At 60.8% G+C, this 18,797-nt stretch carries 17 protein-coding genes and 1 pseudogene; 8 read left to right on the top strand and 10 right to left on the bottom strand.

All coding sequences use genetic code 11. The features are described from left to right. A pseudogene (locus tag MPJ51_RS11030) lies at window positions 1–379 on the bottom strand (flagellar M-ring protein FliF); the annotation flags it as partial. Between the two features lie 86 nt (window positions 380–465). On the opposite strand from MPJ51_RS11030, the gene MPJ51_RS11025 reads away from it, so the two are divergent. The 5 genes from MPJ51_RS11025 to MPJ51_RS11005 are packed head-to-tail and all read left to right on the top strand — an operon-like array spanning window position 466 to window position 5,150. Further along, window positions 466–996 carry a flagellar basal body-associated FliL family protein gene (locus tag MPJ51_RS11025; RefSeq protein WP_298386149.1) on the top strand — a complete coding sequence of 177 codons (531 nt, stop codon included), beginning with the start codon at window positions 466–468 and terminating at the stop codon, window positions 994–996. A gap of 9 nt (window positions 997–1,005) precedes the next feature. Next, window positions 1,006–1,515 (top strand): hypothetical protein, encoded by a 510-nt coding sequence (locus MPJ51_RS11020; protein ID WP_298386146.1) that lies wholly within the window; start codon window positions 1,006–1,008, stop codon window positions 1,513–1,515. Continuing rightward, window positions 1,512–2,093: a hypothetical protein gene (locus tag MPJ51_RS11015; RefSeq protein ID WP_298386143.1), complete on the top strand. Its 582-nt coding sequence runs from the start codon at window positions 1,512–1,514 to the stop codon at window positions 2,091–2,093. Before MPJ51_RS11020 ends, MPJ51_RS11015 begins: the two co-directional genes overlap by 4 nt. Before the next feature lie 43 nt (window positions 2,094–2,136). Further along, window positions 2,137–3,006 (top strand): flagellar motor stator protein MotA, encoded by an 870-nt coding sequence (gene motA / locus MPJ51_RS11010; RefSeq protein ID WP_298386140.1) that lies wholly within the window; start codon window positions 2,137–2,139, stop codon window positions 3,004–3,006. Between the two features lie 35 nt (window positions 3,007–3,041). Then, window positions 3,042–5,150, top strand: a complete 2,109-nt coding sequence (locus MPJ51_RS11005) for a hypothetical protein (RefSeq protein ID WP_298386137.1) — start codon at window positions 3,042–3,044, stop codon at window positions 5,148–5,150. Window positions 5,151–5,347: 197 nt separating this feature from the next. Here MPJ51_RS11005 and MPJ51_RS11000 read toward each other — a convergent pair whose 3' ends face one another. Both MPJ51_RS11000 and MPJ51_RS10995 read right to left on the bottom strand, forming a co-directional pair. Beyond that, window positions 5,348–6,706 carry an MmgE/PrpD family protein gene (locus MPJ51_RS11000; protein ID WP_298386134.1) on the bottom strand — a complete coding sequence of 453 codons (1,359 nt, stop codon included), beginning with the start codon at window positions 6,704–6,706 and terminating at the stop codon, window positions 5,348–5,350. Then, entirely contained in the window at window positions 6,703–9,144 is a 2,442-nt protein-coding gene (locus tag MPJ51_RS10995) for an FAD-dependent oxidoreductase (RefSeq protein WP_298386131.1), read from the bottom strand. Before MPJ51_RS10995 ends, MPJ51_RS11000 begins: the two co-directional genes overlap by 4 nt. Window positions 9,145–9,524: 380 nt before the next feature. On the opposite strand from MPJ51_RS10995, the gene MPJ51_RS10990 reads away from it, so the two are divergent. Further along, entirely contained in the window at window positions 9,525–9,854 is a 330-nt protein-coding gene (locus tag MPJ51_RS10990; RefSeq protein ID WP_298386128.1) for a hypothetical protein, read from the top strand. A 15-nt stretch (window positions 9,855–9,869) separates the two neighbouring features. On the opposite strand, the gene MPJ51_RS10985 is transcribed toward MPJ51_RS10990, so the two are convergent. Both MPJ51_RS10985 and MPJ51_RS10980 read right to left on the bottom strand, forming a co-directional pair. Further along, a complete protein-coding gene (locus MPJ51_RS10985) occupies window positions 9,870–10,370 on the bottom strand; it encodes a potassium channel family protein (RefSeq protein WP_298386125.1) in 501 nt (166 codons plus the stop codon). Between the two features lie 74 nt (window positions 10,371–10,444). Beyond that, window positions 10,445–11,350: a rhodanese-related sulfurtransferase gene (locus MPJ51_RS10980; protein ID WP_298386122.1), complete on the bottom strand. Its 906-nt coding sequence runs from the start codon at window positions 11,348–11,350 to the stop codon at window positions 10,445–10,447. Window positions 11,351–11,447: 97 nt separating this feature from the next. Between MPJ51_RS10980 and pncA the strand changes: the two genes are divergently transcribed. After that, window positions 11,448–12,041, top strand: a complete 594-nt coding sequence (pncA, locus tag MPJ51_RS10975; RefSeq protein ID WP_298386119.1) for a bifunctional nicotinamidase/pyrazinamidase — start codon at window positions 11,448–11,450, stop codon at window positions 12,039–12,041. A 3-nt stretch (window positions 12,042–12,044) separates the two neighbouring features. Here the strand turns inward: pncA and MPJ51_RS10970 are convergent, their stop codons facing one another. Further along, a complete protein-coding gene (locus MPJ51_RS10970; RefSeq protein WP_298386116.1) occupies window positions 12,045–12,575 on the bottom strand; it encodes a hypothetical protein in 531 nt (176 codons plus the stop codon). Window positions 12,576–12,740: 165 nt separating this feature from the next. Between MPJ51_RS10970 and pncB the strand changes: the two genes are divergently transcribed. Next, entirely contained in the window at window positions 12,741–14,033 is a 1,293-nt protein-coding gene (gene pncB, locus MPJ51_RS10965) for a nicotinate phosphoribosyltransferase (RefSeq protein WP_298386113.1), read from the top strand. Here the strand turns inward: pncB and MPJ51_RS10960 are convergent. The 4 genes from MPJ51_RS10960 to MPJ51_RS10945 all read right to left on the bottom strand — a co-directional run. Then, complete coding sequence (locus tag MPJ51_RS10960; RefSeq protein WP_298386110.1) at window positions 14,030–15,481, bottom strand: aldehyde dehydrogenase family protein; 1,452 nt, start codon at window positions 15,479–15,481, stop codon at window positions 14,030–14,032. The genes pncB and MPJ51_RS10960 overlap by 4 nt on opposite strands. Window positions 15,482–15,515: 34 nt before the next feature. Further along, window positions 15,516–17,111: a dipeptide ABC transporter ATP-binding protein gene (locus MPJ51_RS10955; protein WP_298386107.1), complete on the bottom strand. Its 1,596-nt coding sequence runs from the start codon at window positions 17,109–17,111 to the stop codon at window positions 15,516–15,518. Then, window positions 17,108–17,923: an ABC transporter permease gene (locus MPJ51_RS10950; protein WP_298386104.1), complete on the bottom strand. Its 816-nt coding sequence runs from the start codon at window positions 17,921–17,923 to the stop codon at window positions 17,108–17,110. Before MPJ51_RS10950 ends, MPJ51_RS10955 begins: the two co-directional genes overlap by 4 nt. Next, the coding region (locus tag MPJ51_RS10945) for an ABC transporter permease (RefSeq protein ID WP_298386101.1) at window positions 17,920–18,797 on the bottom strand (878 nt) is incomplete at its 5' end. The genes MPJ51_RS10945 and MPJ51_RS10950, both read right to left, overlap by 4 nt.

Below are 18,797 nucleotides of genomic sequence, written 5' to 3'. Positions count from 1 at the left end.
CTTTCGCGCGCCAATAGGCGGCATCGAACATCTGCGAGGTGGTGCCGAACCCGCTGAGCGAATCCAGCAGCTCATACCCCCGGTTGCCATTAGCAGGCAGCCCTTCGCTGGCCAGAGTCAGGCGCAGCTCATCCCGCTGCGCGCCCGAGACATAGATCGAGCCGCCCCTGATCTCATATGGGACGCCGCGCTGATCCAGCGCGCGAACGATATCCCCTGCGGCACCGGCCTCCAGCCCCGCATAAAGCAGGCTCATCGACGGAGACGTCGCCACCCGAGACATGGCGAGAATGCCAAGAAACACCAGCGCCACCGCACCGGCCACTATAATTTGTTTGCGCCTGTCCAAACTTGCCCAGACAGTTCCGATCTGCTGCACGCTCACCTCCGACTCACCGACATTCTGTGCGGCTCGTCCCTTGTTTGAACGATTGCCCTTAACAATCGGTTAGTCCCTGCGGGGTTATGACACTTGTCGAACGCAAGGATGAGGACGTCATGACCGACGCAACGGCAGAAGAGGCAGAAGCCCCTAAGAAATCAGGCAAAAAGGGCATGATCATTGCGGTGATTCTGGCCGTCGCAGGGGCCGGGGCCGGGTATTATGTCACCAGCTCGGGTCTGTTGCCCCTGGGCGGCAAAGCCATGCCGGAAAAGGCTGCAGACAAAGGCAAAGACATGCCTGCCAAGGCCCTTCCCGCCGTTGGATTCGTCGATCTTCCAGCGGTCATCGTCTCGGTCAACGCCGGCGATTCGCGGCATCTGAAGTTTCACGCTCAGCTTGAGGTGAACGCGGATTACGTCGCGGATGTCGAAAAGATGCAGCCGCGAATCATGGACGTGCTGAACAACTATCTACGCGCGGTCGAGCTGCGCGATCTCGAAGATTCGATGGCGTTGGTCCGCATCCGGGGCCACCTGCTGCGGCGCATCGGAATTGTGGTTGGCGAAGGGCGGGTGCGTGACGTCCTCGTCATGGAATTCGTTCTGAACTAGGAGGCGACGTTGGAACTGATCGCGGATATTCTGCTGGTCGCAGGCGCATTGGGTGCCGGGCTGTATTGCTTTGTTCTGGCCCGGCGCCTGAAACGGTTTACCGATCTTGAAAAAGGGGTTGGCGGGGCGGTTTCGGTCCTGTCTGCGCAGGCGGATGAGTTGAAAGCTTCTCTGGATGCCGCGCGGGCTTCGTCTGATCAGTCGGGGGTCACTTTGCAGGCTCTGACCGAACGGGCAGAAACGGTCGCTCAGCGGTTGGAGCTGATGATGGCGTCGATGCATGACGTGATCTCGGAGGAGGATATGCGTCAGGACATACCCGAGCCGTCTCAGAAAAATGAGGACGTTCAGGTAGATACGGAACTGGCAGAGCCTGAAGAACCTGCCGCTGAAGTGGTGTCCGAGGCGCAGACCGAGGCAAAAGCAGAGGAACAAACCGAAGCGCCTGAACCTGCGAAGGCCCCCGAGGGGCTCATGTTCTTCCGCCACGCACGTCCGTTGGGTGAGGGCGCAACATGACCCGTCCCAACCCCAAAAAGCCGCGCGCCGGGGTGCTGACGGTGATTTCGTTGCTGATGATCGGCTCTGCCGCCATCCGGCTGGGGCTGGAGGCTGGCCCGGCGCTGGCCCGCACCGCGAATGCTCCGGATGTGCCAGCCAATGAGCCGGTGGCAGAAGGCACCACTCCGGCAGATTTGCAGCAACTTCTGACGGCCCTGTTGCAACGCAAAGAGGATCTGGATCGCCGGGAAGCCGCCTTGATGGATAAGGAAAAGGCGCAGGAGATCGCGCAACAGGCCATCGAAGCTCGGATGACCGCACTGCAAGAGGCCGAGGCATCGCTGCGCGAAACGCTCTCGATCGCCGACAAGGCTGCAGAAACCGACCTGACCCGGCTGACGGATGTGTATCAGAACATGAAACCCAAGGACGCCGCCGCCCTGTTCGAAAACATGGACCCCGTGTTCGCGGCGGGCTTCTTGTCGCGCATGCCACCCGATGCGGCGGCGGGCGTGATGGCCGGGCTCAGCCCCGAGGCCGCCTATACGATTAGTGTCGTGATGGCCGGGCGCAACGCCTTGGTCCCTGAGGAGTAGCCGAAATGACCCAAACCCCCAATTCCCGAAACGGAGGCCGCCCATGATTGGACTGGTTGGAATCGTTGTCATTTTCGTGATGGTTTTTGGCGGCTACCTCGCCGCCGGGGGCAAGATGACGATCATCCTGAAATCACTGCCCTTTGAAATGATGATGATCGGCGGCGCGGCAGTTGGTGCCTTTATGATAAGCAACGACATGAGCGCCGTCAAACACACCATCAAGGACATGGGCAAAGTGTTCAAAGGCCCCAAGTGGAAGCCCGAGGATTATCGGGACCTGCTGTGCCTGCTGTTCTCGCTGATCCGCATCGCGCGTTCGAACCCGGTCGAGGTCGAGCAGCATATCGAAGAGCCCGAATCCTCAGCCCTGTTTTCAGCCTATCCCAAAATTCAGGCCGATAAAGAGGCGGTGGATCTGATCTGCGACACCATGCGCTCGGCCGCGATGAACTATGACGATCCGCATCAGGTCGAAGAGGTTCTGGAAAAGAGGATGGAGGCGAATTTTCACCACGCCATGCATTCCAGCCACGCCTTGCAGACCGTGGCCGATGGCTTGCCCGCATTGGGAATTGTGGCCGCTGTGCTTGGGGTTATCAAAACCATGGGCTCAATCGACCAACCGCCCGAGGTGTTGGGTAAACTCATCGGTGGCGCGTTGGTGGGGACCTTTCTGGGCGTGTTTCTCGCCTACGGTCTGGTGGGGCCGTTTGCGGGCAAGCTCAAAGCCGTGGTCGAAGAGGATAACCATTTCTACCAGTTGATCAAAGAGGTTCTGGTCGCCAATCTGCACAACCACAACGCCGCCATGTGCATCGAGGTGGGTCGCCAGAACACGCCGACCCATAACCGTCCCGGGTTCTCGGAACTTGAGGACGCCTTGAAAGAACTGAAACAGGCGGCGGCATGAGGCGGGGTATCATACTGGCATGTCTATGGGTCGTGATGGCCAGTGGGACCATGGCGCAAACCGTGCGGGTCCGGTCGGGTGAGCATGACGGCTATACCCGCCTTGTGTTTCAAATCCCGCCGGGGACCGATTGGGATTTGGCGTCGCATCAAAATGGCGCGCGTCTGGCCGTGGCCTTGAAGGACGCAACCTTTGAGACCGACGCGGTTTTCAGTCGGCTTTCCGCAGGGCGTCTCACGTCTGTGTTGCAACCGGAACCCGGGGCACCGCTGGAACTGGATTTTGGATGTGATTGCGTGGCCACCGCGTTCTTGCACCGGCAGACGATGGTTGTTGTCGATATCGCGCCGGGCGCGTTTACCCCTCCGCCGGACATCGCCGCCCTGCCTCCGCTGCTGCCGAAACCTGACGTCACGAAACCCCGGGCTGCTCATCCGGGTGTGGAACTTCCTGCCTCGTTGCTGCAGTTGCAACGTCGCGGGTTCGAAACCCAATTGATGTCCCGTCTGCTGCAAGGCGCCGACCGAGAGGTCGTTGACCTGAACCTCGCCAATGTGGGCGCCCGGCAATCGGGCTATTTCGGGCCGATCCAATCACCTGCCGATCTGCCGGAAAACCTGCATGTTTCGACAATTCTGGACGAGATTCCCGGCCTCGATCAATCTGCATTACTGCAGGTCGAGACCCGGCCCAAATGTATCGCCGATGCCGAACTGGGATTCGACACCTGGACCGGAACGCAGCCTTTTGCCCAGCACGTGGCCGAACTCAGAGGTGGTCTGTTTCAGGAATTCGACCGGTTGGACATTGAGACGGCAGAAAAACTGGCGAAGCTGTATACTTACTTCGGCTTCGGCGCCGAGGCGGTTCAGGTCATGCAGCTTGTGCCCAAACGCGATGCGAAATGGGACCGGATCGAGGCGATGGCGCGTTTCATCGATGACCAGCAAATTGCCAGATCAAACCCGTTTTTTGACCAGCAACGATGTGGTGGGGACGCTGCCCTTTGGGCGGTGTTGACCGAAGGGTATTTGGCGAAAGACGCCAAGTTGAACTCTATCGAACATTCTTTCACGCGCCTTCCCCAACATCTGAAGGTGCAGTTTGGCCCATTACTGTCGGAAATCCTGATTGAGGCAGACAGGCTTGAATCGGCGCACCGCATCCTGCGCGCGGTAGATCGCGTCAATGACACCGATGACCCTGAACTTGTTTTGGCAAAGGCCAGCATCGCTGAGGCCGAAGGGGATGATCAGCAGGCCACAGACCTATTGACCAAGGCGGCAACCGCGCCCGAGGCAACCGATGAAGCCCCGCTTGCGCTGGCCCGTTTGATCGAAAAACGTTGGTCGGACCGTGGCGCAATCACAGGGCAAGAGCTGGATCTGGCAGCAGCCTACGCTGTGCAATTCAGGAATTCAGAGAGCGGCCCGATGATGGCCCGGGCACATGTTCTGGCCCTGGCGCTCAACCAGGAGTTTGGTGCCGCGTTTGGCCGGTTTCCAGCGGGGATGGAGGACAAGGCGTGGCATCGAACACATGACCAGGTGTTGCAACTGTTGGCCGAGCGTGGCGATGACGTCTCGTTTCTGCGTCACGTCTTGACCCTGTCGATGACCGAACGCGAGGGTATGACCATCGAAACGGCCATGGCCCTGTCAGATCGATTGACCCAATTGGGATTTGCCGAGCTTGGGTTTGAGATGGCAAATCGCCCAGCGGACAAGGCGCACCGCGCGGACCGGACCCGGCTTCGTGCCCGTGCGTCAATTTATGAAGACCGCCCGCGCCACGCCTTGTTGGAACTGGCCGGGGAACGCTCGGAACCTGCGATGCGTTTGCGGGCACAAGCCTTGATCAAAAGTCAGGATTTCGCCGGGGCAGCCCTGATTCTGAAGGAAATTGGCGAGACGGATGCGGCAGAACGGAATTTCTGGCGCGCGGGTTTGATCGAAGAGGCGCAGACCGAGACCCCCGGTATGTATGGAAACCTTGCAGGATTGAGCCAGGCCCTGACGGACCCCATCGCCCGCCAACCGGAAAAGCCCCTGGCTGATGCGACTGCCCTGCTAGAAGCCAGCAGCCTGACGCGCAGCCAAATCAACGACATGTTCAACATGCTCGGGGGGGACGTTTCTGAATAAATTTGGAACAGTGCCTTCGCCCGGCAGATATGGCGATTTCCAAACACCGCGTGATGGCACGAGGCTAGCGGGATGTTCGGCAATGGCCTCTTTCAAAATAGCCGTACGCTACCGGGCAAACGTGTTCCCAATCCGCCCAAAGAAGACCCGTTTTTCAAAGGTTGAACGTTGTGTCACAAGACGAGCAATACGCCCGTTCACATGTCAGCCTCCGATGGATCAAACAACAAATCCGCCAATGTCGAATATCGAGCATCCGGTTGGACAAGGCCAAACACAGCCGCCTCGATCTTGGCAGCCCGGTTTTCGCCAATGAATGGCGCGGCAAACTCGTGGAATTTGTCGACGATTTCCTGACGGCTCATCGGCACATCAGGGCCACCTCGGGCATTGATGTCGCCGGACTCAAAGACCTGTCCGTCTTTGGTCGTGACCCGAACATCCGCCCACCGCCCTTGCGGGAAACGGGCATTGTGGCGGTCGCATTCCGACACCTCAATCCGTTCAACCACATCGGCGACCAGCGGGTCAGACAAGCCCGCGCCCGAGATATGTTCGACCCCGATGCGCCCATAAACCGCCTGAACCGCAACCGCAAAGGGGAGGGAGTATTGCGCCTGAGATGTGGTTTCCGGCAAACCAGGAAACAGGCAGGCGGCTTGGTGGAAGCTTTTAACCTCGATACGTTCGATCATGGGGTGCGTCAGATCGTGCTGTCGCATCACCTGCCGGACGCCATCAATAGCGGCATGTGCCCAGCGGCAGATCGGATAGGGTTTCACATATTGCTGGCACATCTGCCAGTCCTGCCCCAGATCCGTCCAATAGGGCGCGACGCGATCCTCTTCCAGAGTGATGGCCGGCGCCCCGGTAAAGCCACGTTCGGCCAGAATGGCAGCAGACATGCCGACCAGCGCACCCCAGCCGGACCCGTCATGCAGCATCGTGGGGTTGGCGATCTCGCGCATCATCTGGCTGCGGGGGCCGTGATATTCGGCGATGCCCAGCGCCTGTCGCAACTGATCGGACGTAAAGCCGCGCAGCCGCGCAGCCATGGCCACCACCCCCAGCGCGTTCCACGCGCCCGAGGTGTGATAGTCGCTGACCGTCGCGTGCAGGGCCAAACCCGCACGGCCCGCGATTTCGTAGCCGGTGATGACGGCGGCCAGCGCCTCGGGGCCGGTCAGGTCGGGGCGATGCTCGGCCAGTGCAGCCAGCGCGGGGATGACAACCACGCCGATATGGCCCTTGGTCGGGTTGAACCCGTCATGCGCATCCAGATTGTCGGTCTGGGTCGCAGCAGCATAGGCCGCCCCGGCCAGGCTGACACGACGACCATCGAACAGCATGCGCGCGCTGCAGGACGGGTCCGTGCTGGCGTAAAGCGCCGCGGCGGTTTCGCGGGCGATAACCCCGGCCTGCATCGGCCCCGCCGCGATCAGCACCCCCAGCGTATCCAGCAGCATCAGCGCTGCCGCCTCTTGAGCGTGCGCTGGCATCTGATCGGCAGGGCGATTCAGAATAAACTCAGCGGCACGCTCAAAAGTGCTGGTCATTGGGCAGGCTCCATCTTGGGCCGCACGTCCCGCAGCCGGTTACCCGCCGGGTCGAAGGGTGGTTCGGACAGGATTTTGGCCTTGTGCGGCTTGCCAAGGATGAAGACCTCGACCTCATCCCCCGGCTGCGCCACCGACGGGTCGGCAAAGCCCAGCGCCAGAGATTTTCCGACCGAATAGCCATAAGCGCCCGAGGTCACGCGGCCGACCGATTTGCCGTCGGGGGTAAAGATCGGCTCGCCCCCGGTGGCGTCGGCCTGATCGACCTCGACCTCGAAGATCGACAGCACCTCGCGCGCGGGGTTGTCCTTGACGGCCAGATAGGCGTCCTTGTGCAGGAAATCCTTGTCCAGCTTGACCAGTCCGGTCAGGCCAACCTCTTGCGGCCAGTATTCCTGAGAATACTCCCGACCCCAGGACCCATAGCCCTTTTCGATCCGCAGCGAGCCCAGCGCGCGGCCGCCAACCGGGCCGCCGTCGAATTCCTTCGCTGCGTCTAGAAGCGCGGTATAGAGCCTGATCTGATCCTCTTCGGCGCAGTGCAGCTCCCACCCCAGATCGCCGGTAAAGCTGACGCGGATGGCCAGACAGGTGACACCCGCGACCTCGATCGTGGCCGAACGCATGAAGCGGAACGCCTCGTTTGACAGGTCCGCGTTGGTCAGCCGCTGCAGCAGATCGCGCGATTTGGGACCGGCGACGTTGAACCCGGCGATGCGGTTGGTCGCGACCTCAACGGTGGTGCCTTCGGGCAGATCGACCATGTTGAAGAACCGCTGATGATAGCGTTCGGCCATGCCGGACCCGATCATCATATATTCGTCCTCGGCCACTTTGGTGATGGTAAAGTCACCGGCCACGCCACCCCGGACCGAGATCAGCGGGGTCAGGCAGGACCGTCCGATTTCGGTCGGTACCCGGTTGGCCACCAGCCGGTCCAGCCAGTCACAGGCACCCGGGCCTTTGACCACGTAGTTGGCAAAATTCGAGATGTCGATGACGCCCACATTGTTGCGCAGCATCTGCACCTCGCGGCCAACGGGTTCCCACCAGTTCTGGCGGGTGAAGCCGTTGGTATCGACCACGCCCGGCTGATCGGCGAACCACAGCGGATGTTCCCAACCGCAGTTCAGGCCAAAGACGCAGCCCATTTCTTTTTGCATCTCATAGGCCGGACGCACGCGGGCGGGACGACCGGCGCTGCGTTCTTCGTTCGGGAAGTGGATGGCGAAACGGTGGGTGTAGACATCCTCGACCCGCGCCTTGGTGAATTTCTTGTCGGCCCAGTCGCCGAACCGGGCCAGATCCCAGGCGAACATGTCGTATTGCGGTTCACCCTCGACCATCCACTGCGCCGACAACAGACCCAGACCACCGGATTGCGAGAAGCCGGGGATAATGCCGGTGCAGCAGAAATAGTTCTTAAGCTCGGGCACCGGCCCCCAGATTGCATTTGAATCCGGCGACCAGATCATCGGGCCATTGATCACCCGTTTGACGCCTGCAGTGGCGGCCACTGGCACCCGTTCGGTGGCGCGGATCACGTTTTCCATGATCCGGTCCAGATCGTCCGGGAACAGATCATGGGCGAAATCCAGCGGTGTGCCCTCTTCGGCCCAGAACCGCATGTCTTTCTCATACGCGCCGATCAGCAGGCCGTTGCCTTCCTGACGGAAATAGTACTCGCCATCCCGGTCGGCAATCGACGGCAGGCGGCGGCCCAGATTGGCGACCTCGTCAATGGTTTCGGTGACAAAATACTGATGCTCGGTCGGTTGCAGCGGCAGTTCGATCCCCGCCATGGCCGCAACCTCGCGCCCCCAGAGGCCACCGGCATTAACCACCCATTGTGTATGAATGTCGCCCTTTTCCGTGCGCACGATCCAACTGCCGTCAGGCTGCTGTTCAGTCCCTATTACGGGGCAAAACCGCTCAACCGTGGCGCCCATCGCGCGGGCACCGGCGGCATAGGCCATGGTCACGCCGGACGGGTCCACATTGCCGCCATCGGGTTCATACATGATACAGCGCACGTCATCGAACTGCGCCAGCGGGTGCAGTTCCTTGGCCTGCTCGCGGCTGATCTCGTGGAAGTTCAGACCGTAGAATTTCGCCTTGGCCTCTTGCAGGCGCAGCTGGTGTTCGCGATCCTCGGTCTGCGCCAGATACAGCGAGCCGGGCTGGAACACGCCGCAGCCCTGGCCGGTTTCCTGCTCCAGTTCCTTATACAGGTTCATCGTATAGTGCTGGATGCGGGTGATGTTGTTGTTGTCATGCAGCCCGTGAATATTCGCCGCCGCATGCCAGGTGGAACCGCTGGTCAGCTCATCCCGTTCCAGCAAAACCACATCTCGCCAGCCAAGCTTGGCCAGATGATAGAGGATTGAACACCCGACAAGGCCCCCTCCGATAACAACGGCCTGAGCGTGGGATTTCATGGTCTTTCTCCTCGATACATGTGTTGGGGCGACTCAGCCACACTCCGCCCCCTTGTGATGCTCTGTTCCCGACCAGAAATGTCGGTAACAGAGCGTCAAGCGCCGGAAGTGATCCTGACCCGATGGATCGGCGATAATCTGCGGCCAAACCCCGCGCCCGCACGGATGTGAAGGGGCGTGAGGTTGAAATACCCAAGGCAAGTTCCTTGATTCGGTATGAGCACGCACAAAAGCGTGCCGTGATTGGTCGCAAGGCGACGGGACAGGCTGGGCAAAACGGCACCACACGTGCCCTGACCAGCGGAAATCTTGAAAAAGTTCCTAAAATGTTCTATATTTGTTCCACGCAATCTTTCAGGTGGAACGGAGGTTTTCGAGCTATGACCAACGCTGCCCGTCAAAGCTGGTTCGATGCACCCAGCAACGATTACCACCTTCTTCCGGTCACGGACCGGCAGATGCGCTATGCCCGCGCCATTGCCCAGCAATCGGCCCTTGAAATTCCGGTCGAGGCGCAGCGGGATCGCAAATCAATGTCGGACTGGATTTCCGCCCACAAACCGCAGGACCCGTCGCCCTTTGCCAATTACCCGACCGGCAAGCAGGTCGCCTTTGCCGAGAGGATCTCGCGCAGCAAGCGTCGCCCAATCCCGGCCGAGTGTTTTCGTGACAAGCAGATGATGTCGCGCTGGATCGACGGGAACAAATAGCCCTTTGTTAGGGTCTTATTTGCCGTGATTGCGTGCGTATAGGGCAACTGCGGCGGCGACAAACATGCCCAGCAGGATATAGCCGGTCACCGCCTCGGCAACGGCCAACCCCCGGCACAGGCCGGTTGGCGCCATGTCGCCATAGCCGACTGTGGTGAAGGTGACATATGAGAAATACAGGATGTCCCCCGGCCCCTGCGCACCAACCACGCAGCGATCCTGATAGCCGAACGCGCCATAGACGGCGGCGAACAGGAAAGGCACGACCTGAATGAAGGACACGCCCATCAGGAACAGCAGCCGTCGCGGCGATTTCACCTGGGTCATGTAGAACCAGGATTGAGAGGCGATCCAAACCACCAGCCCAACGGCTGCAATGGTGCCGATTGTATCCCCGGCGGTAGCATCGCTGAGCCGGGACAGGCCGTACCACGCCAGAAAGCTGGCGATCACCAACCCCAACGCCGCGATCAGCGTTGATTTCCACTCTTCCAGCGTTCTGGGTTCATGGGTCATGGGCTCTCTCAACCGGTTCTGCTGTCAGCAATATTCCGGTTTTGGGCCCATGTTCGCAACCCGTTTTGCCGGGGTTACTCCGATCCCAGATGCTCGGCCCCGCGGGCGCGGGCCAGGGCGATCTGCTTTTGCCGCTCGCGAAAGCGCGTCTTGTCAGCCTCGGACGTCTCGTCGATGCACTGATGACAGGACACGCCCAGTTCAAATTCAGAGCGTTTCATGTCTTCGGGCAGGATCGGGCGGCGGCAACCATGGCACAGGTTATGTGGCCCCTCGACCAGCCCGTGACCAACCGAGACGCGGTTGTCGAACACAAAACATTCCCCCTGCCAGGTGCTGTCCTCGGCAGGCATTTCTTCGAGATAGCGCAGGATGCCGCCTTTCAGGTGATAGACATCCTCGACCCCCTGCCCCAGCAGGTAGTTTGTCGACTTCTCACACCGGATGCCGCCGGTGCAGAACATGGCAACACGCTTGTTGTGGAACCGATCCTGATTGGCCTCCCACCAGGCGGGGAAATCGCGGAAACTGGCCGTTTCAGGGTCTATTGCGCCCTCAAACGTGCCGATGGCAACCTCGTAATCATTGCGGGTGTCAATCACCACCACATCGTCTGACCGGATCAGATCGTTCCACTCTTCGGGCTCGACATAATGCCCGACACTGGCGCGCGGATCGACATCCGGTTGGCCCATGGTCACGATCTCTTTCTTCAGACGCACCTTCATCTTGCCAAAGGGCGGATGGTCCGAGGTCGCCTCTTTCCACTCCAACCCCTCGCACCCCGGTAGGGCACTGATATGGGCCAGAACCGCGTCGATCCCGGCGCGGGGGCCAGCGATTGTTCCGTTGATCCCCTCTTGCGCCAGCAGCAGCGTGCCTTTGACGGATTGCGCGCGGCACAGGTCCAGCAAGGCGGGGCGCAGGGCCTCGGGGTCCGGGAAACGGGTGAAATGATAGAGGGCGGCGATCGTATACATGGCCGCGATTTAGCCCCCGGGCGGATCGGACGCAAGAGACCGCATTGACGCCCCCCACCCGACCCCATTACCGATAGAGACCAAAGAGGAGGCCCCGATGACCCACGCCCTGATCGTAATCGACGTCCAGAATGATTTTTGCCCCGGCGGTGCGCTGGCCGTGGCCGAAGGCGACCAGATCGTTGCCCCGATCAACGCGATGATGGATGATTTCGACGCCGTGATCCTGACGCAGGACTGGCATCCGGCGGGGCATTCATCCTTCGCCAGTTCTCATCCGGGCAAAAACCCGTTCGAAATGACGCAAATGCCCTACGGCCCGCAAGTCCTATGGCCGGATCACTGTGTACAGGGGACTGACGGGGCAGGTTTTCACCCCGATCTGCGCACCGATGGTGATCTGATCATCCGCAAAGGGTTCCGCAGCGCCATCGACAGCTATTCGGCGTTTTTCGAGAACGATCATGACACCCCGACGGGCCTGAAAGGCTATCTGGACACGCGCGGTATCCGGCAATTGACGCTGGTTGGTCTGGCCACCGATTTCTGCGTGCATTTTTCAGCCGTGGATGCCGCCCGGCTGGGATTTGACACCACGGTGAACATGGCCGCCTGCCGCGCCATCGACATGGATGGATCGCTGGCAGCCGCTGAAAAAGCCATGCGAGATGCCGGAGTTTCCCTGATTTAGGCTCTATTGCGCGCCACGTTCCGCCAGATATTTCAGCAGGACGAACAGGATCACCGCCGTCCCCAACGCAAACCCGACCCGGCCAACCACTGTGCGCCGCTCGGGCGTGGTGGTGACAGGGTCCTGCAATTCAGGCAACCGTTCGGGCCTGTTGCCGGTTTGAACATCACCGGGCTGCGCGGCTCTGACGTGGTTCAGAAACTCCCAAAAATCGAAATCACCGCAATATTCGCCCTGCAGACCCATATTGCGGATATTCGTGAACAGCCGTTTCAGGATGCGATTGCGATCCACGGCATCTTCGGGCGGGTAAAACCCGCGCCGCGCGCCGCTGTCCCGCGTTTCAAGACTGAACCCGGATTCAAGAAAAATCCTGCGGATCTTCGGCGAAGCCGACCGCAGCGCCTGCGCCGTATGAAAGTCGCGAAACAATGCGCGAACTGGGCGCGTGCCCGTCATCGCGGCAAAACCATGTTCCGGATCGACTTCATCAGGTGCAATGGCGACTATGTCAAAATCGTACTCTAGACCCATTCACAAAACTTAACCTTTATAACCATCCCCACCCCCTCAGTAACCAATGAGGGGCACTCATATTAAGCCCGCAATGTGACCTGTCCTTGGCATTGTTACCAATTTGGCGACTCTTGCCAATCACCGCCACGATTGATCTAACAATCGAAATCGCAGGAGTTCCCCATGGTCGACATCGCGACGCGTGTCTACAATCACAAATGGAAAATTGACCCGATTATCAGGTCTTTAATCGACACAGATTTCTACAAACTGCTGATGTGCCAGTCAGTGTTTCGAAATAAGCCCCAAACGGATGTCGTTTTTTCCCTGATCAACCGGTCGAATCACGTGCCTTTGGCGCGTTTGATCGACGAGGGCGAACTGCGCGAACAGCTGGATCACATCCGCTCGCTCAGCCTCAGCCGGGGGGAAAGCACCTGGCTGCGGGGCAATACGTTCTACGGAAAACGTCAGATGTTCCGGTCGGATTTCATGGAGTGGTTCGAGAACCTGCGCCTGCCGCCCTACCATCTTGAGCGTAAGGGCGATCAGTACGAACTAACCTTCGAAGGCAAGTGGCACGAGGTCATGTTGTGGGAAATTCCCGCTTTGGCCGTGCTGATGGAGCTGCGATCCCGCGCGGTTCTGAATGGCATGCGCCGGTTCGAACTGCAGGTCCTTTATGCCCGCGCCATGACCCGCGTGTGGGAGAAGATCGAGCAGTTGCGCGGCATTGAGGGGCTGGGTATCGCCGATTTCGGCACAAGGCGGCGGCATTCCTTCCTGTGGCAGGACTGGTGCGTGCAGGCGATGATCGAAGGGCTGGGTCCGGCCTTTACCGGCACCTCGAACTGCCTGATCGCCATGCGGCGCGAGGTTGAGGCCATCGGCACCAACGCCCATGAACTGCCCATGGTCTATTCGGCGTTGGCCGATACGGACGCAGAACTGGCGCAAGCACCCTATGACGTTCTCAGCGACTGGCACGAAGAACATGACGGCAATCTGCGCATCATCCTGCCCGACACCTATGGTACCAAAGGGTTTCTGGACAATGCACCCGACTGGCTGGCCGGTTGGACCGGCATCCGTGTCGACAGCGGCGATCCGGCAACCGGGGCCGAGATTGCGATTGACTGGTGGAAAGCACGCGGCGAGGACCCGACGCAGAAAAGGATCATCTTCTCTGACGGGCTGGACGTGGACAAAATCCGCGACCTGCATGCGCAATTTGCGGGCCGGGTCAATGCGTCCTTTGGCTGGGGCACCTTGCTGACCAATGATTTCCGCAAACTGGTGCCCGGTGACGCGCTGGCGCCGTTCTCGCTGGTGTGCAAGGCGGTGTCGGCCAATGGCCGCCCGACGGTCAAGCTGTCGGACAACCCGGAAAAGGCGATGGGTCCGACGGATCAGATCACGCGGTATAAACGGGTGTTCGGCGTCGGCGCGCAGGAAGCGATCGAGGTGATCGTCTAGCCGTGATAGGCCGCAACCGTCTTTAGCTGTGAAAAGCCATAAAGCGCCTCGAACCCTTTTTCGCGGCCATGGCCGGATTTGCCAACACCCCCAAAGGGCAGTTCAACTCCGCCTCCGGCACCATAGTTGTTGATGAAGACCTGCCCGGAACGCAGCTGTTTCGCCAGCCGCATCTGCCGGGCCCCGTCGCGGGTCCAGATGCTGGCGACAAGGCCGTAATCGGTGCTATTTGCTACGGTTAGAGCCTGTTCTTCGGTGTCAAACGGGATCAAAACCTGAACAGGCCCGAAGATCTCATCCCGCGCCAGGGTGTGATCTGGCGGGACATCGGCAAACAAGGTCGGCTGCACATAAGCCCCCTCAGCCGGGGCGTGATCGACGATGCGCCCCTGAGCCGCAATGGTCAGATCGCGGCCCTTGGTCAGATATCCCGTCACAATCTCTTTCTGACGGGCCGAGATCAGGGGGCCGACCCGCAAATCCTCGGGGGCCGGGCCGACGGTCAGGTCAGCATAAGCCGCCGCCATGCGCGATTTGACCTGCTGATAAACCCCGCGCTGCACCAGAATGCGGGACGAGGCCGAACAGGTTTGTCCTGCATTCTGAATGCCCGCATTCACCAGAAACGGCAGCGCCGCGTCCAGATCGGTATCGTCAAAGACCAGTTGCGGGGATTTCCCGCCCAGTTCCAGCGTCACCGGCACCACATTGCGCCCCGCCGCCTGCTGCACAAGCGCACCCGTGGCAACCGACCCGGTGAATGAGATATGGTTGACCCCCGGATGCCCCGACAACGCCGCCCCGGCCTCGGCCCCCAAACCGGGCACCACGTTCAGCGCACCAGCGGGCAAACCGGCCTGTTGCGCCAGATGGGCAAAGGCCAGCGCGGTCAGGCAGGCCTCTTCCGCCGGTTTCAGCACGCAGGCATTGCCCATGGCCAGCGCCGCACCGACGGATCGGCCGATGATCTGCATCGGATAGTTCCAAGGCACGATATGGCCGGTCACCCCATGGGGTTCGCGCAGGGTATACACGGTGTAGCCATCCAGATAAGGGATGGTCTGACCCATCACCTTGTCAGCGGCACCACCGTAAAACTCGCAATACCGCGCCAGCGCCACCGCATCCGCCCGCGCCTGCGTCAGCGGTTTGCCCACATCCATCGCCTCAAGCCGGGCCAGATCGTCCACCCTCTCCAACACCAACTGCCCCAGACGCGACAGGATACGCCCCCGTTCCAGCGCGGTTTTGCGCCCCCAGTCACCATCCAGAGCGGATTGCGCTGCCTGCACCGCAACATCAATATCCTCTGCCGAACCCCGCGCGATATGGCAGATTTCGGTTCCGTCTGACGGGTTTATCATCGGCAGGGTCGCCTGTGACGCCGGTCTGACCCACCGCCCGTTGATCAGACACAGACCGGGGTCGAACCAGAGGGGATTTGACATATCAGGCTCCATTTTTCGTCTCTAATACAGGGCTTCAAGCGACCCTGCCGATATCCGGCAAGGTCGGGGCGGCATGGATCAGGGTGCGGGTGTAAGGGTGCTGCGGGTTGGAAAAGACCTGCTCGGTCTCGCCCTGTTCAACAATCTTGCCCCCCTGCATCACCATCACCCGGTCGGTGATCGTGCGCACAACGCTCAGGTCATGACTGATGAACAGATAGGTCAGGTCATAAGCCGCGCAAAGCTCGGCCAGCAGGTCCAGAATCCGCGCCCGGACCGAGACATCGAGGGCCGAGACCGCCTCGTCAAACAGGATCAGGTCGGGGCGAATGATCAGGGCGCGGGCGATGGCGATCCGCTGCCGCTGTCCGCCCGAGAATTCGTGGATATACTTACCCGCATCATCGGGGCTGAGACCCACTGCGCGCAGCATCTCGGCAATCCGGTCCTGCCGGTCCGTACCTGAGGGGGGTGACGCCAGCAGGTGAAACGGCTCGGTGATCAGGCGGGCGACCCGGTGGCGGGGATTGAAGCTGCCATAGGGGTCCTGAAACACCACCTGCATCTTGCGGCGCACCGCCAGATTGGGCCTGTGCCCCGAGAAGACCGGCTGACCGTCCAGCCGGATATCGCCGCCTTGTACTTCATCCAATCCTAGAATAGCCCGTGTTAGGGTCGATTTTCCACAGCCGGACTCCCCTACAAGCCCCAAACGTTCCCCGCGATTGAGGGTGAAACTCACCTGATCCACAGCGCGGTGATCCCCCGGCGCATCGAACAGACGTTTTCGGGGCAGGCGATAGTCGCGCACCACATTGGTCACCTCAAGCAACGGGGTCGGATCGATGGGATCAGGCAGGTTCACCTGATGGCCCGACGCCTCGAACAACATGCGCGTATAGGGGTGCTGCATGTTTTGCAGCAGATGGCCGGTTGCGCCGCTTTCAACCACCGCGCCGTGACGCATCACCACGATCCGGTCCGCCATATCGGCAACCACCGCCAGATCATGCGTGATCATCAGCAGACCCATACCATATTCGCGCACCAAGCTTTTGAGCAGGTCGAGAATCTGCGCCTGCGTGGTCACGTCCAGCGCCGTTGTCGGCTCATCCGCGATCAGCAGTTTGGGCCGTAGCGCGATGGCCATCGCAATCACCACCCGCTGCCGCTGACCTCCGGACAGTTCATGCGGATAGCGTGACATCGGAAAGCGCTCTGCCGGCAGGCCGACCCGCGTCAGCACCTCTTGCGCGCGGTCGCGGGCCTGTGTGCGGGGCATGGCCTTGTGGATCAGGATCGTCTCGATCACCTGATCGCCGATGGTTTTCACCGGGTTCAGTGCGGTCATCGGTTCCTGAAACACCATGCCGATTGACGCACCGCGCAGGGCGCACATGTCATCCTCGGGGCGGTTCAACAGGTCTTGCCCCTCTAACAGAAGCGCACCATTTGTCTCGGATCCGTTCGGCAGCAACTGCATCACCGCCAGTGCGGTCATCGACTTGCCCGAGCCGCTCTCACCCGTCACAGCCACGATCTGACCCGGCGCGACGGACAGGCTGACCTGTTTCAGAATGCCCGCGCCGTGAATCGACAGCGAGAGATCTTCGATCTGCAACAAGCTCATGCGCGCGCCACCCTTATGCGGGGGTCGAGCCAGTCGCGCAGACCGTCGCCCAGCAGGTTCAGCCCCAGTACGGTGACAATGATCGCCAGACCGGGAATCAGAGCCAAATGCGGGGCAAAACTGACCATTGTCTGCGCGTCGGCCAGCATGCGGCCCCAGCTGGGCGTGGGCGGCTGCGCCCCCAGACCGACATAGGACAGACCGGCCTCGGCCAGAATGCCAAGGCTGAACTGGATGGTGCCCTGCACGATCAGCAGATTGGCCACATTGGGCAGGATATGTTCGGCTGAAATCCGCGCCGCTCCCTTGCCGGATACGCGGGCGGCGAGGATGAATTCACGCTCCCACAAGGACAGGGCCGCGCCGCGGGTGATGCGGGCGAAAACGGGGATGTTGAAGATGCCGATGGCGATGATTGCGTTGATCGCACCCGCGCCGAAGACGGCGGTGATCAGAATGGCGATGACCAGCGAGGGGAAGGCAAAGACCAGATCATTGCCGCGCATGATGACCTCATCCAGCCACGACCCCTTGCGCGCGGCGGCGGTCAGGCCAAGCGGCACGCCGAAACCGACGCCGATACCCACCGCCACCAGCGCTACGGCAATCGAGGTACGTGCGCCCACCATGATCATCGAGAACATGTCGCGCCCGAAATGATCCGTTCCGAACCAGTGCAGCGCATTGGGCGGTTGCAGTTTGTTGGGAATGTTCAGCGCCGCGTGGTCGTAGGGCGTCCAGACAAAGGACACCAGCGCCGCCAGCAAAACCAGCGAGGACAGAGCCGCGCCGAGGATCAGGTTGCGGTTCATGTCCTGCTCCTGAGCCGGGGATCGACGGCAGCATAGGCCAGATCGACCAGAAAATTCACGGTGATGACGGCAAAGACCAGCAGCATGACCACCGATTCCACCACGATCAGGTCACGGGCTGAGATCGCCTGAAACACCAGCCGCCCGAGGCCGGGCAAATAGAACACCTGTTCGATAATGATCGAGCCCGCCAGCAGAAAGGAAAACTGCAGCCCGATGATAGTCAGCACCGGGATCAGCGCGTTGCGCACGCCGTGCCGCCACAGCGCCTGTCGGCGGGACAGCCCCTTGGCGCGGGCGGTGCGCATGAAATCCTCACCCAGGATATCCAGCAGGGATGAGCGCATCACCCGCGCCAAAATCGCCGCCTGCGGTAGGGCCAATGCGATGGCAGGCAGGGTCAGCGAGTGCAGCCCGGTCCACAGACCTTGATCCCAGCCCGCAAACCCTCCGGCATTGAACCAGCGCAGGTTGATGGCGAAGATCAACACCAGCATCATGGCAAACCAGAAATTCGGCACCGCGATGCCCAGCTGGGTCGCCCCCATCACCGTTAGATCACCCGGCTTGCCGCGCCGCGCGGCGGCGTAGATCCCGGCAGGAAAGGCGATCAGCGTGGACAGGGTCAGCGCATAAAGCGCCAGCGGCAGCGACACCCACAACCGATCCGCAACCATCTGTGACACAGGCGTGCGGTAGGTGTAGGAGATGCCGAAATCTCCGGTCAGCATGCCGCCGACCCACGCGAAATAGCGCTGGGTTTTCGAGGCGTCCAACCCCAACTCGGCCCGCAGCGCGGCCAGCGTATCGGGCTGCGCGTTGACCCCCAGCATGAACGAGGCCGGATCGCCCGGCGCGACCTCGATCACCGCGA

The sequence above is a fragment of the Ruegeria sp. genome (assembly GCF_028066395.1).
Lineage (GTDB): Bacteria > Pseudomonadota > Alphaproteobacteria > Rhodobacterales > Rhodobacteraceae > Ruegeria.
The sequence above is the reverse complement of the archived record's forward strand: the minus strand, read 5'-3'. Positions and strand labels throughout refer to the sequence as shown.